This window comes from Filibacter tadaridae (assembly GCF_900609045.1).
Lineage (GTDB): Bacteria > Bacillota > Bacilli > Bacillales_A > Planococcaceae > Sporosarcina > Sporosarcina tadaridae.
On sequence record NZ_UXAV01000039.1, the window covers coordinates 50955 to 64160 of the forward strand.

Consider the following 13206-nt stretch of genomic DNA (forward strand, 5'->3'; position numbering starts at 1 on the left):
TCACTTTCCTCCTTTAATCTTTCATTTTCGGATCAAGTGCATCACGTAATCCGTCACCGATCAAGTTGAATGCAATCATCAGTAGACTGATAAGCACTGCCGGGAAAAACAACATATGGGGCTGGTATTCAAGAAACTTATAGCCGTCATTGATAAGTGTCCCAAGTGAAGCGGCTGGTGCTTGCAGACCAAGTCCGATAAAGCTTAAGAATGCTTCAAAGAATATCGCAGTCGGAATGGTGAACATCATATTGATGATGATAATAGCCATTATATTCGGAAGTAAATGTTTCCCGATAATTCGGCTATCACTTGCACCAAGTGTTTTAGCCGCCAGAACGAATTCCTGATTTTTGAATTTCAGCACTTGTCCACGTACAATCCGCGACATGCCAATCCAACCCGTTATGGATATTGCGATAATAATCGCCCATATTCCCGGTTCCATAACCAGGAGCATCAGTATGACGATGACAAGGGTCGGTATTCCGATTAAGACCTCGACAATCCGTTGCATAATATCATCTGTACGACCACCATAGTAAGCGGAGATACCTCCGTAAAGCACACCGATGAACACGTCAATAATCGCTGCGACTAACGCAATGTAAAGTGAGATTCGTGTACCCATCCATAAGCGTGAAAATAGGTCGCGCCCAAGACTATCTGTTCCGAACCAATAATATTCATCTATTTTTTTCACTTCATATATGTCTAATGTTTTCGTTCCCAACTTACCCTGACCGTCAGCAATCCCCCACTTCTCGAGACCAGGTATTTTAGGCGGCAAGTTTGCATGTGTTACATTCACTTCTTGCGGGTCGAATTTAACCATGTAAGGTCCCACAAACGCCATAATGACGATGAATGCTAGGATGAACATACTAATAATCGCAGCCTTATTTTTACGAATACGAAGCCATGCATCCTGCCAGAAACTTAAGCTTGGTTTAGTAATTTTTTCGGCATGTGTACTATCTATTGTAATTCGTTCAAATGAATCTTTAGGTAGTTTCTCTAAGTTGTTAGTCATTACTTGTCACCCCCGGCCAAACGAATACGCGGATCAATGATTCCATAAAGAATATCCACGATTAAAATAATTACAATGAGGAATACGGAGAAGAACATTGTCGTACCCATAATGACAGAGAAGTCATTTGAATTGATGGATTTTACGAACTGTTCACCGATACCAGGGATTGCAAAAATTTGTTCAACAACTAGCGACCCTGTTAGCAAACCTGCAGCAACCGGACCCAACACTGTTACAAGCGGGATAAGCGCGTTACGGAATGCATGTTTGAAAGCGATTTCAAACCAGTTGGCACCTTTTGCTTTTGCGAGCATTATATAGTCCGAACTTAACACTTCAATCATTTCTGTTCGGATGAATCGTGCGGCTATCGCTATCGGACCCATTGCAAGCGCGATTGATGGCAGAATACTAGATGTCCAGCCATCCCATAAACCTACCGGTAGTATTTGCCAATGAACAGCAAACACATATTGGAGTAATGCGGCAAACACAAATGAAGGAATGGATATACCAAGGATTGCAACAATTGTACTTCCATAATCCCATATTGTATTTTGTTTCAAAGCCGCAATCATACCCAGTATAATCCCTATTATCGTACCAACGAAGATAGCCTGCGCTCCAAGGATTGCGGAATACTTCAGTTTTTTCACAATAAGATAGGATACGTCCACATTCTTATATTGGAACGAAGTACCGAAGTCTCCTTGCACAAGATTACCCATATAGCGTACATATTGAACGGGAATCGGATCGTTCAGACCATACTTTTCATAAACAACTTCCCGTTGTTCAACGGATAATTTTGCTGCGGATGCAAGCGGGGAACCTGGAAGCAATTTCATAAGAATGAACGTAAATGAAGCAATTAGAAAGAGTGATAGAAACATATAAACAACACGTTTAGTAATATATTTTGTCATCTTTGCACCTCCTGCAAGTCTCACTATGTAGAATATAACAAATTTTGAGATAGTTTCTCTTCATTTAAAAAGAGAGTACATGGTCTATAGCAACCATATACTCTCTCTCTATGAGATTTTCTAAACTTTTCAATCAGATTGCAATACTATTATTTACCTTCGATGTAAGTCCATTTGTAGCTGTAGTCTCCGCCGAATGGATGTGTAGCAAGTCCTTTAACATAAGGCTTCATTAGTGCCATTCTACCGCGTTGGTAAGTTGGCCCAACTGCAGCGTCTTCTTCAAGAAGAATTTTTTCAGCTTTTGCGAAAGCTTCCCAACGAGCTACTGGATCTTTTGCAAGTTCGATTTTCGTAGACTCGATAAGAGCGTCGAGTTCAGGATTTGAGTAATTCATTTTGTTTTGTGGACTATTTGTAGTAAACAATTCCATGAATGAAATCGGATCCTGGAAGTCAGGTCCCCATCCAGCTGATTGAATGTCATAGTCTCCTGTTTCGTCAAGTTCAAGACGTACAGCAAACGGTACTTCTTTCAAGTTAACTGTAAGGCCCGGAAGATTTCTTTCAAGTTCAGATTTGAACCATTCTTGTTGTTTCTTAGCGTTCTCACTGTCTCCACCTAGTAATTCAAGTTCTACTGTGTCCGTGCCAAGTGCAGCAAGGCCTTTTTCCCAATGTTTTTGAGCTTCTTCCACGTTGTACTCTAAGAATGTTTCACTGTATTCACGGAAGTCTTTACCGTCTGCATCATACGTGAAATCTTCTGGAACTAGGAAATCAGCAGGAATAGATCCGTTTGCAAGAACGGCTTCTGTAAGTTCTGCTTTGTTGAATGCTTTACTTACTGCTTTACGAATATCTACGTTAGCTAGTGGTGTAGCTTCGCCTAGACGTTCTTGATTGTATTTAAAGTAGAATACAGATGTTTCAAGTTCGTTTGTAACTTCTGGGTCGCCAGCGTATTGCATAGCATATTCAGCCGATAGAACTACACGGTCTTTATCACCTTGGTCGTATAGTTTAACTCCAGTCGATGTTTCTTTAACAACGTCAACATTGATTGCTGAAAGTTTTACAGTGTCTTTGTCCCAATATTTATCGTTTTTAACATATTTCCAGCCGCCCGTTCCATCCCAATCGGATAATGCGAATGGTCCGTTGTAAATCATTGTATCTGAACTACTTGCATATTTATCACCTTGTGAAGTAACAAACTCTTCATTTAGTGGATAAAATGTACCAAATGACATTAATGATAAGAAGTAGGGTACTGGGCGAACAAGCTCAACGACAAGTGTTTTATCGTCTTTCGCAGTAATTCCAAGATCTGCAAGTTCTGCTTTTCCATCACCGATTTCAGTTGCATTTTTAACCATGCCTTCCATCAAGTACGGACCATATGGTGAACCCGTTTCTGGATCGACAGCGCGTTGCCAAGCATATACAAAGTCGTTAGCAGTAACTGGTGTTCCATTTGACCACTGTGCATCACGAATTTTAAATGTATATGTTAAACCATCTTCACTGATTTCTGGTTCGCCGTCAGCCATTGCTGGTACTGGAAGACTTTCCTGATCCAAACGGTAAAGACCTTCCATAACGTTATTTAAGACGTTGAAACCTACAGCGTCCTCTGCGATAGATGAGTCGACAGATGGAATTTCAGCTACTTCAATCAAGTTCAAGACTTGTTCTTCGTCCCCCGCTGTTTCTTCTGTCGTTCCTTTGTCTTCGTCCTTGTTTGTGTCTTTACTTGTGTCAGCATCTTCGTCTTTACTACCGCATGCTGCTAAGAACACGCTAAGTACAAGCACGAGGCTGATTAGCCACATAAGTTTTTTATTCTTCAAACCAAATACCCCCTCTGAATTGTCTGATTAATTGGTACAACTTAATTATACATCTTCTATTTCCGTTGTACAGAGTTTTTTTACTTTTCACAGTGTACTGTTACAGCTACTATTCTAAGAAATTGATTATATCAACGATAATAACGTTTTTTTATTTTTAGTTTTTTTATTTTACAGCATTCGGTTTTGATTTTTATCTGCCAATACCTTACTATTACTAAGAAAAGAGGTGCTACTGTGAAGAAAACAATACTGAATTTTTCAATTTCTCATGTAATTATTTTATTAATAATGTTTTTGTACTATAAACAATTTTCATTACTTTCTTACATAAATTCTTCGTTTATTGTCGGTGGTACGATTACATTTGTCGGGCTAATCTATTATGTATTCTCAACCGGTTTTTTCGATTTTTTCACAGTAAGCATGCGCAAAGTGTTTACGCCTAAACGGCGGCGGGATGATGTATTGTCGATGCGGAAGCCATCTGAAATTTTCTCGGGTTCGTCTTCCCGATTAGTAGTAAGTGGTGTCCTTGTTTTAATTGCTTCGGCTATCGCACTAGGCATTTTTTATAGTTAATTTTTTATCCCCTTGCGTTCCATCTATTTTAGCTGTATAATCTGTTAAACATTTGAGCGATCGGCAATGACGGAAAAAAGTAGTTCTGACGGAGTCTTTCAGAGAGCCTGTGGGTGGTGCAAACAGGTAGACGAAACAGGGCGAATGGAATCCCGAGCCTGACAGGTGAACGCATAGAAGTTGTTTGATTGTGAAACAACGACTCAAGTAGCTTGTCACGTCCCCCGCGTTATGGGAATTTGAGTGGCCTTCGGGCAATTCGGGTGGTACCACGGTTGAAAAACATCAATCGTCCCTTTTACGGGGACGATTGATGTTTTTTTATGTCAACAAATTTAGTTCTGTGGCTTTTGGTACGATTATTTCAGTTTTACATCCAATTAGGAGGAGATTAAATGAAAACCATTTTTTCAGGTGTGCAACCAACTGGTATTATTACGCTAGGTAATTATATCGGAGCTTTTCGACAGTTTACGGAGTTACAGCATGAAGAGGATTGTATTTTTTGCATCGTTGATCAGCATGCAATTACCGTTCAGCAAGATCCGGCTGAGCTAGCAAAAACAATCCGTTCACTCGCTGCAATTTATATTGCAAGTGGGATAGATCCGGAAAAAGCGGTGTTGTTCATTCAATCGGAGGTACCTGCTCATGCGCAAGCCGGTTGGATAATGCAATGTATTTCATACATCGGCGAACTTGAGCGGATGACTCAGTTCAAGGATAAATCCGAAGGCAAAGAAGCTGTGTCCGCTGCGCTTCTAACGTATCCGCCACTTATGGCAGCTGATATCCTACTGTACAATACAGAAGTCGTTCCAGTCGGCGAAGATCAAAAACAGCATCTAGAAATTACACGTGACCTTGCCGAACGGTTCAATAAACGCTATGGAGAAGTGCTTACGATACCTGAAGTTCGTATTCCAAAAAGCGGTGCGCGTATCAAATCGCTACAAGACCCTCTTAAAAAGATGAGTAAATCGGATCCAAACAAAAAGGGCACAATTCATCTCTTGGATACACCTAAAGAGATTGAAAAGAAAGTGAAAAGCGCCGTCACTGACTCAGAAGGTGTTGTGAAATTCGATGTTGCAAATAAACCGGGCGTGTCCAATTTATTGATCATCGAATCCGCACTAAGTGATGTATCGGTTGACGAACTTGTTGCGAAATATGAGGGTCTCGGTTATGGTGCATTTAAAGCGGGTGTTGCGGAAGCGATCATCAATCATCTGGCGCCGATTCAAGAGAAATATTATGAACTTCTCGAATCACCTGTCTTAGATGATATTCTTGACGAAGGCGCCAAAAAAGCGAATGCAATCGCTTCTGTCACTCTTGCGAAAATGGAGGCCGCGATGGGACTGGGACGTAGACGGTAAGAATCAGCACGATAACGGACAGGACAAATAATTTGAAATCTGCCGTGCTTAAAATGTACTGAAAGATAGGATTCCATTCATACCCAAGTGATCTGTAGTTGAAATATAAAATCATATTTGAAATTGTTACTACTATTAATCCATAACTGGTAAGGAACAAGAGTAGGCGTGTCATTGTGGCATCGTCCTTTGGATTTTCTTTAATTATATGACTGAAGGGACCCCTTTTAGACGAGGGGTTCCTTTTTTGTGTAGAAATTAGGTGTCGGATGGGTGGATTCGTTGAGTTGATGTGGGTTTGAAAGGTGATTCGATGAATTGTAAGGGCAATTTCGCAAACTGTGAGGACAATCCACAAAACTGTCATGGCTACACCCGAAACTGTGAGGGCAATCGGGAACTGTCATGGCCATTCGGCAAACTGTGAGGGCATTCCACCAAACTGTCATGGCTACACACGAAACTGTAAGGGCAATCGGGAACTGTCATGGCTATTCGGCAAACTGTGAGGCCATTCCACCAAACTGTCATGGCTATCCACCAAAAAAAGAAGCCCCACCTAGGCGGGGCTCCCATTCAAATAGTTATATTTTCTTAAACACCAATGAAGCGTTGTGACCACCGAAACCTAGTGAATTACTCATTGCGTATTGGATATCCACTTTGCGCGCACCTTCTGTAATGTAATCGAGGTCACATTCAGGATCCGGGTTTGCAAAATTCGTTGTTGGTGGAAGTATGCCTTCCTGCAAAGCTTTTACTGTAAAGATGGCTTCTAGTCCACCGGCGGCACCAAGTAGGTGACCTGTCATCGATTTTGTCGAACTCATTGCCAGTTTATAGGCATGCTCTCCGAATACTGTTTTTGCAGCCATTGTTTCATATAAATCATTGTACGCTGTGCTTGTCCCATGGGCGTTGATGTAGTCGATTTTGTCCGGACTAATCGTCGCTTTTTCAAGCGCTTGCGCCATGGCACGTGCGCCACCTTCCCCTGCTGGAGCCGGTGCCGTTATGTGATGTGCATCTCCCGTCGAGCCATAGCCGATTATCTCTGCATACATTTTCGCACCACGTGCAACGGCATGTTCGTATTCTTCGAGGATAAGAATTCCAGCACCTTCACCAATGACAAAGCCGTCACGTTCTGCATCGAATGGACGGGATGCGGTCGCGGGATCAGGGTTCAATGAAAGGGCTGTATTTGCGCAAAATCCAGCAACTGACATCGTTGTAATCGGTGCTTCTGCGCCGCCCGTAATCATCACATCCGCGTCACCCCGGCGGATGACTTCAAATGCGTCTCCGATTGAATTCGTTCCCGATGCACATGCTGTTACAGAACATGAATTAATGCCTTTTGCACCATGGTAAATGGATACTTGGCCTGATGCCATATCCGGGATCATCATGGGTACAAAAAATGGACTTACACGTCGATAACCTTTTTCTTGGAATATCTTAAATTGGTTTTCATGTGTTTCCATTCCGCCGATACCTGACCCAATCCAAACGCCAGTCCGAAGCGCTAGATCTCCATGTAATTCAAGGTTTGCGTCTTTCATGGCCATAATCGACGATGCAAGCGCATAATGCGTGAAGCGGTCCATTTTACGTGCATCTTTTCGCGGTATATATTCCTCGATATCAAAGTCTTTCACTTCCGCCGCCACTTTCACAGGAAATAATTCTTGGTCGAGTCTTGTCAGCATGCCAATTCCAGACTTGCCTTCCAAAACAGCTTTCCAAGATTCCTCAGCGCTATTACCGACTGGTGAAACTGCTCCAATCCCTGTTACAACAACACGTTTCGTTTCCATATATAGTAAACTTCCCTTCTATCATAAATGGATAATCCCATTCCCACATTTTCTAAACCTGTAAAACTTGGTTCATCTTCCCCATTTAATACACAAAGCGCCCCATGTTAAACCGCCGCCGAATCCGACGAGGACAATGACGTCATCATCATTCACTTTGCCATTCGCTAAATCATCGACAAGTGAAATCGGAATGGATGCGGAAGAAGTATTTCCGTATTTATGAATTGTCTTGGACATCTTCTCAAGCGGCAATCCAAGGCGTTCACGTGACGAATTCATAATGCGGATATTCGCTTGATGTGGAATGAGGTAATCGACTTCATCCAATGTTAATCCTGCTTTTTCAATGACGCTGACAGCGGATTCACCCATTTGACGCACAGCGAATTTAAAGACTTCCCGGCCATTCATCACTAATTTTTCTTCTTGATACAGGTGTTTTCCACCTGAGCCATCCGCGCCTAGTTCGAAAGAAAGGATCCCCCGTCCTTCACTTACTTTCCCGATTACCACGGCTCCTGCACCATCTCCGAAAAGAACTGCCGTATTACGGTCTTCCCAGTTGGTGATTTTTGATAATTTTTCGACGCCGACAACAAGTACATAATCATATGTTTGAGACTCTATGAACTGCTTTGCTGTTACAATACCATACATGAATCCTGCACATGCGGCCGAAACGTCCATCGCCGCTGCTTTTTTTGCCCCTAACTTTTCCTGTATCATCGTTGCAACAGATGGAAATGGTTGGTCTGGTGTAACAGTAGCCACAAGGATCAAGCCAATTTCATCCGGCGTAATTCCTGCATCAGCAATTGCATCCACTGCAGCGTGATAGGCCATATCAGAGGTATCGATTGAATCGTCAGCAATATGTCTTTCTTCTATACCCGTCATCGTCCGAATCCATTCGTCTGAAGTATCCATCCGTTTTTCCAAATCAGCATTTGTCAGAATATGTGGTGGCACGTATTTTCCTGTACCGATAAGACCTGCATTCATCTAATATCCCCCATTCTTTATTATCTATTATTAGTACCTGGTATTAATCATAAAAGAAATGAGTCAATAATTCAACCTGGTGACACGTTTTCGCCAAATAAAGTGAAATTCCTTGATGATAATTGTTTCTACAGCAGGACAGCTATGATATGATGAACAGTGAAATAGTACTGTTGAGGTGAATTTGATGAGATATCTAATGACGTTTGTATGGTGTTTCCTTTTAGTGTCGATGCTCAACTATGTTGCAGGATCAATCGCTAACGTACCATTCGACTTTTTACCAGGCGCCATCATTTCTGTCGTCTTTTCTGTGATAGTAATCGTAATGGGTGAATCTTTCCCGGATGAAACAGTTGCAGACCATTAATAGCTATACAAAAAACCATCCTCCACTTGGAAGATGGTTTTTTTATATGACCTTATTCTTTGCTTACAACCAGTTTGCCGTCATCCATCGATAGAATCAGCGTTGCACCTGGTTGAAGTTCCCCTCGGATGACTTCTTTAGCAACGACTGTTTCGACATGCCGCTGTATGAATCGCTTCAAAGGTCTGGCACCAAAGTCGGCATCTGTCCCTTCTTTTACAATCCAATCAATGACGTCCTCGTTGTACGTAAGCGCCACATCTTGTTCTTCAAGTCGCTTCACTAGATCTTCTAACATTTTATTCGTAATTCGTTTGAACGAGCTGCTTGTAAGCGAGTGGAAAATGATAATATCATCCATTCGGTTTAGCAATTCAGGTTTGAAATGATTACGTAATTCTGCCATGACTAAATCTTCTGCTGCATGATTTTCTGTTTCATCCAATCCATGCAATAAATACGCGGATCCGATATTAGATGTCATAATGACCACTGTATTCGTGAAGTTGACAAGCCTTCCTTGACTATCCGTAATCCGTCCATCGTCAAGAATTTGTAGTAAGATATTGGACACGTCGGGATGAGCCTTTTCAATTTCATCTAACAAGACGACTGAATATGGATTCCGGCGTACGGCCTCCGTTAACTGACCGCCTTCTTCATAGCCGATATACCCCGGTGGCGCCCCGACAAGTCGTGACACACTGTGTTTTTCCATATACTCCGACATATCGATGCGGATGAAATGATCTTCGGAGTCAAATAATGTGGCGGCAAGCGTTTTCGCAAGCTCCGTTTTACCTACACCTGTTGGCCCCAAAAATAAGAACGAGCCAATCGGTTTGTCGGGATCCTGGATACCTGCACGCGCACGCCAAACAGCTTCAGTGACAAGTTGCACTGCATCATCTTGCCCAATGACACGCTGTTGCAGCGTCTCACCGAGTCGAAGCAGTTTTTCGCGTTCTCCTTCCACAAGCTTCGTTACGGGAATACCTGTCCAACGCGCAACAATCATGGCAATTTCCTCTTCTGTCACTTCTTCGCGGATCAAGCGGTTGTCTTGGCTGGCCATTAAAGGCGCTTCGAGTTTTGTTAGTTCTTGCTCAAGTGTTGGGATTTTCCCGTATTGCAGTTCTGCCGCTTTATTCAAATCGGAACGGTTTCCGGCATCTTCCAATTCACGGCGGTAGCGGTCAAGTTCTTCACGTTTCCCTTGGATGTTCGCCAATGCCGCTTTTTCGGTATCCCATTGCTCACGCATGCCTGAGGATGAGTCTTTCAATTCTTTCAGTTCATCGCGCAATATTTCCAATCGGCTTTTACTCGCTGCGTCTTTTTCTTTACGTAGTGCTTGTTCTTCTATTTCAAGTTGCATAATCCGGCGCGTTACAGCATCGAGTTCACTTGGCATGGAATCGATTTCAGTTCGGATCATCGCACTTGCTTCGTCTATTAAATCGATTGCTTTGTCTGGTAGAAAACGTTCGGTTAAATAACGGTCCGATAAGGTCGATGCTGCAACAATAGCCCGGTCATGAATCCGGACACCATGGTGCAATTCAAATCGTTCCTTCAAGCCGCGCAAGATGGAAACAGTGTCTTCCACTGAAGGTTCGCGCACCATCACTTGTTGGAAGCGGCGTTCAAGCGCAGCGTCTTTTTCAATATACATACGATATTCATCGAGCGTTGTAGCGCCAATGCAATATAATTCGCCCCGTGCTAGCATTGGTTTCAGCATATTACCTGCATCCATGGCACCTTCCGTCTTTCCGGCACCTACAATCGTATGGATTTCGTCGATGAATAAAATAATTTCCCCGGCACTGTCTTTTACTTGTTTCAAGACGCCTTTCAAGCGTTCTTCAAATTCTCCGCGGTATTTTGCACCTGCAATCAGTGCACTCATATCAAGTTCAAAAATGGAGCGGTCTTTTAACCCTTCCGGTACATCACCTTTGACGATTCGCTGAGCTAGGCCTTCAACAATAGCTGTTTTACCGACGCCTGGTTCGCCGATCAGTACTGGGTTATTTTTGGTTTTTCTTGATAATATCCGAATAACGTTTCGAATTTCTTCATCGCGTCCAATGACTGGATCCATTTTCCCTTTTTTTACTTCTTCTACGAGATTACGTCCAAATTGTTCAAGTGGTGTGCGTTGGTCTTCTTGTTGTTCGTTCATACGCATGGTCATCGACTCCTAAATGTTTGACTTTGACTATCTTTGACTAACTTAATAATAGTGCTTCCCAACGATGAAGTAAAGTATAGTGACTTAGTGATTCCAATTGCAATCGGTGCTAGCTGCTGCCACAATTTGAAGGGCACAAATGGTGTCAGTAACTGGACACCGGGTGTGAATTCAACATATACCCTCTATTTGTTCAAAACAAAAATAGCCCTTCAAAAGGATGTATTCCCTTTTGAAGGGCTAGTAATCACCGGTTAATCTAGTTTTCGCTGTGCGACGACGATTCCGTCTTCATCTGCATAGACATAGTTCCCTGGCTTCCACTGGACATCACCAAAATCAAGCAGTACATCACGTTGCCCTTTGCCTTCTTTCACGCTTTTCAACGGATTACTGCCGAGTGCCACTACGCCTATTTCTTGACTACCAAGATCGACTGTATCGCGCACGCAGCCATTGATAATCACACCTGCCAGTTTACGGTCTTCAGCGATAGCTCCTAGACGGTCACCCATTAAAGCACACCTCGTCGATCCACCGCCATCCACTACAAGTACATACCCTGCCGGAATCGTTTCCAATGCTTCTTTCACCAATACATTATCCTCAAATACTCTCACAGTAGCGACGGGACCTGCGAAACGTTTATGCTTACCAAAAGATTTCATATCCAATGAACAAACCGTTAGTTCACTTGCAAAGTCATCGCACAAATCAGCTGTCTTTATCGTCATTTCCTCTCACCCCTTATTTTACTATTCTGATAGAATTTTCAGTTTCCCGTTGGTTTAAAAAAACTGCACGACTTTGCATAAGTCATCCAGCTTTTTTTGTTGTCTATTCGATTTTATCTAACGCCAAGCGCTATTTTTGCATAGCGTGACATATTTTCTTTTGACCATGGTGGATTCCAAATAATATTAACATCAACAGTTTTCACTTCAGGGAGCTCTTTTAGTTCTTGGTCGATATTCGCAACAATTTGGGGTCCCATTGGACAACCCATTGAAGTAAGTGTCATGGTGATTTTTGCCGTGCCTTCTTCATCAAGCTCAGCATCATAAACGAGCCCTAAATTGACGATATCGATTCCAAGTTCCGGGTCGATGACGTTTTCGAGCGCGCCCATCAAGCTATCTTTCATATCTTGACTCATATTCATACCCCTTTTCCTTCAGTTGATAGGTTCATCATAACAGAGTTCAACTCATTTTTTCAAATGTACTGCAAACCAATCTGTCGACCGCAGCATGCCCGTTCTTGAAACGGCGTGGCCGGCTGTTTCATCCACCATAAATTCAATTTGGTCAGGAGCGTCTACATAGTCTTTTTTCATCGCTTCGTAGAAATGGTAAGTCGGTTCGAAAGGTACAGTTGAATCCTTCTTGCCGTGCCAAAAGAAAATTGGGCGTCTATTCATTGCGTCAGCGTGTTTTGTCATGTCGAATATGGATATCGTGTCGAGTAGTGCACGGCGTTCTTCATCTGTTACAGGTAGAGTAAAACCTTGGCGCTCAAATTGAGCCATTTGTGCTTTTGCCAATTGGACAGGTCCTGGAGTGCCCATCATGATGGAAGCTGCATCAATCCATTCATATACCGTCAAGCAACTAAGCGCTGTAATGCCGCCCATCGACGTCCCGCCCACTCCTAATTTAGCAGTTGATAAAAAACCGCGTTTCAAAAGTTCTTCACGCAAGAAACTGACGTCTTCAATCGAAGTCAACACGACTTCCCAAAAGCGCAAACTCAATTGCACTTCGTCAAGCTTCTCCGAACGCGCCCCATGTAAATGTGCGTCAGGGAGTATGACACGAATGCCGTTTTTCGCAAGGTTATATGCGTAGTGTAGATTATGTTCTTTCGCGCTCATGAAGCCATGTAGGAAAATCACGACAGGTACATCATGGTTCATCCATTCTTCTTGTACAATATGTAATACAGGGATTTCCCCCCACGTTTCTTCGTTAATAATCATGTCCTCACACCTTTATCTTTTCTATTGAGCGTACCAAAGTTTTTCTAAAAAAACAAA

Annotated in this window: 12 protein-coding genes and 1 other annotated feature; of the genes, 3 read left to right on the forward strand and 9 right to left on the reverse strand. The window is 42.6% G+C overall.

Annotated elements, in window-relative coordinates; genetic code table 11:
* Nucleotides 1-13 precede the first annotated feature (13 nt).
* From opp3C to FILTAD_RS08180, 3 genes are all read right to left on the reverse strand, one after another.
* Nucleotides 14-1033, reverse strand: coding sequence for an oligopeptide ABC transporter permease (gene opp3C, locus FILTAD_RS08170; RefSeq protein WP_124069990.1), 1020 nt, complete (start codon nt 1031-1033; stop codon nt 14-16).
* The gene (gene opp3b / locus FILTAD_RS08175; RefSeq protein ID WP_124069991.1) at nt 1033-1962 is read right to left on the reverse strand and encodes an oligopeptide ABC transporter permease; all 930 of its coding nucleotides are present in this window, start codon (nt 1960-1962) and stop codon (nt 1033-1035) included. Before opp3b ends, opp3C begins: the two co-directional genes overlap by 1 nt.
* A 149-nt stretch (nt 1963-2111) precedes the next feature.
* Entirely contained in the window at nt 2112-3815 is a 1704-nt protein-coding gene (locus FILTAD_RS08180) for a peptide ABC transporter substrate-binding protein (RefSeq protein WP_124069992.1), read from the reverse strand.
* Nucleotides 3816-4052: 237 nt separating this feature from the next.
* Here FILTAD_RS08180 and FILTAD_RS08185 point away from each other — a divergent pair, with 237 nt between their 5' ends.
* Both FILTAD_RS08185 and trpS read left to right on the forward strand, forming a co-directional pair.
* A complete protein-coding gene (locus tag FILTAD_RS08185) occupies nt 4053-4397 on the forward strand; it encodes a DUF3899 domain-containing protein (RefSeq protein ID WP_124069993.1) in 345 nt (114 codons plus the stop codon).
* Nucleotides 4398-4454: 57 nt separating this feature from the next.
* Nucleotides 4455-4697: a binding site (T-box leader), on the forward strand.
* 95 nt (nt 4698-4792) lie between these two features.
* Nucleotides 4793-5779 (forward strand): tryptophan--tRNA ligase, encoded by a 987-nt coding sequence (trpS, locus tag FILTAD_RS08190; protein ID WP_124069994.1) that lies wholly within the window; start codon nt 4793-4795, stop codon nt 5777-5779.
* A 584-nt stretch (nt 5780-6363) separates the two neighbouring features.
* On the opposite strand, the gene fabF is transcribed toward trpS, so the two are convergent.
* Complete coding sequence (gene fabF / locus FILTAD_RS08195) at nt 6364-7599, reverse strand: beta-ketoacyl-ACP synthase II (RefSeq protein ID WP_124069995.1); 1236 nt, start codon at nt 7597-7599, stop codon at nt 6364-6366.
* Nucleotides 7600-7671: 72 nt separating this feature from the next.
* On the reverse strand, nt 7672-8604 hold the full coding sequence (locus tag FILTAD_RS08200) for a beta-ketoacyl-ACP synthase III (protein WP_124069996.1): 933 nt from the start codon (nt 8602-8604) through the stop codon (nt 7672-7674).
* Nucleotides 8605-8803: 199 nt separating this feature from the next.
* On the opposite strand from FILTAD_RS08200, the gene FILTAD_RS08205 reads away from it, so the two are divergent.
* A complete protein-coding gene (locus FILTAD_RS08205) occupies nt 8804-8974 on the forward strand; it encodes a DUF2929 family protein (RefSeq protein WP_345788891.1) in 171 nt (56 codons plus the stop codon).
* A 52-nt stretch (nt 8975-9026) separates the two neighbouring features.
* On the opposite strand, the gene FILTAD_RS08210 is transcribed toward FILTAD_RS08205, so the two are convergent.
* From FILTAD_RS08210 to FILTAD_RS08225, 4 genes are all read right to left on the reverse strand, one after another.
* The gene (locus FILTAD_RS08210) at nt 9027-11162 is read right to left on the reverse strand and encodes an ATP-dependent Clp protease ATP-binding subunit (RefSeq protein WP_203229681.1); all 2136 of its coding nucleotides are present in this window, start codon (nt 11160-11162) and stop codon (nt 9027-9029) included.
* Nucleotides 11163-11425: 263 nt separating this feature from the next.
* Entirely contained in the window at nt 11426-11905 is a 480-nt protein-coding gene (gene rraA / locus FILTAD_RS08215; protein WP_124069999.1) for a ribonuclease E activity regulator RraA, read from the reverse strand.
* A 113-nt stretch (nt 11906-12018) separates the two neighbouring features.
* Nucleotides 12019-12327, reverse strand: a complete 309-nt coding sequence (locus FILTAD_RS08220; RefSeq protein ID WP_124070000.1) for a metal-sulfur cluster assembly factor — start codon at nt 12325-12327, stop codon at nt 12019-12021.
* A 51-nt stretch (nt 12328-12378) separates the two neighbouring features.
* On the reverse strand, nt 12379-13149 hold the full coding sequence (locus FILTAD_RS08225; RefSeq protein ID WP_124070001.1) for a prolyl oligopeptidase family serine peptidase: 771 nt from the start codon (nt 13147-13149) through the stop codon (nt 12379-12381).
* Nucleotides 13150-13206: the final 57 nt, after the last annotated feature.

Bases quoted from the DNA above. Each gene is read 5' to 3' on its own strand.
- opp3C (WP_124069990.1), bottom strand. From the start codon at position 1,033: ATGACTAACAACTTAGAGAAACTACCTAAAGATTCATTTGAACGAATT.
- opp3b (WP_124069991.1), bottom strand. From the start codon at position 1,962: ATGACAAAATATATTACTAAACGTGTTGTTTATATGTTTCTATCACTC.
- trpS (WP_124069994.1), top strand. From the start codon at position 4,793: ATGAAAACCATTTTTTCAGGTGTGCAACCAACTGGTATTATTACGCTA.
- fabF (WP_124069995.1), bottom strand. From the start codon at position 7,599: ATGGAAACGAAACGTGTTGTTGTAACAGGGATTGGAGCAGTTTCACCA.
- FILTAD_RS08200 (WP_124069996.1), bottom strand. From the start codon at position 8,604: ATGAATGCAGGTCTTATCGGTACAGGAAAATACGTGCCACCACATATT.
- FILTAD_RS08205 (WP_345788891.1), top strand. From the start codon at position 8,804: ATGACGTTTGTATGGTGTTTCCTTTTAGTGTCGATGCTCAACTATGTT.
- FILTAD_RS08210 (WP_203229681.1), bottom strand. From the start codon at position 11,162: ATGAACGAACAACAAGAAGACCAACGCACACCACTTGAACAATTTGGA.
- rraA (WP_124069999.1), bottom strand. From the start codon at position 11,905: ATGACGATAAAGACAGCTGATTTGTGCGATGACTTTGCAAGTGAACTA.
- FILTAD_RS08220 (WP_124070000.1), bottom strand. From the start codon at position 12,327: ATGAGTCAAGATATGAAAGATAGCTTGATGGGCGCGCTCGAAAACGTC.
- FILTAD_RS08225 (WP_124070001.1), bottom strand. From the start codon at position 13,149: ATGATTATTAACGAAGAAACGTGGGGGGAAATCCCTGTATTACATATT.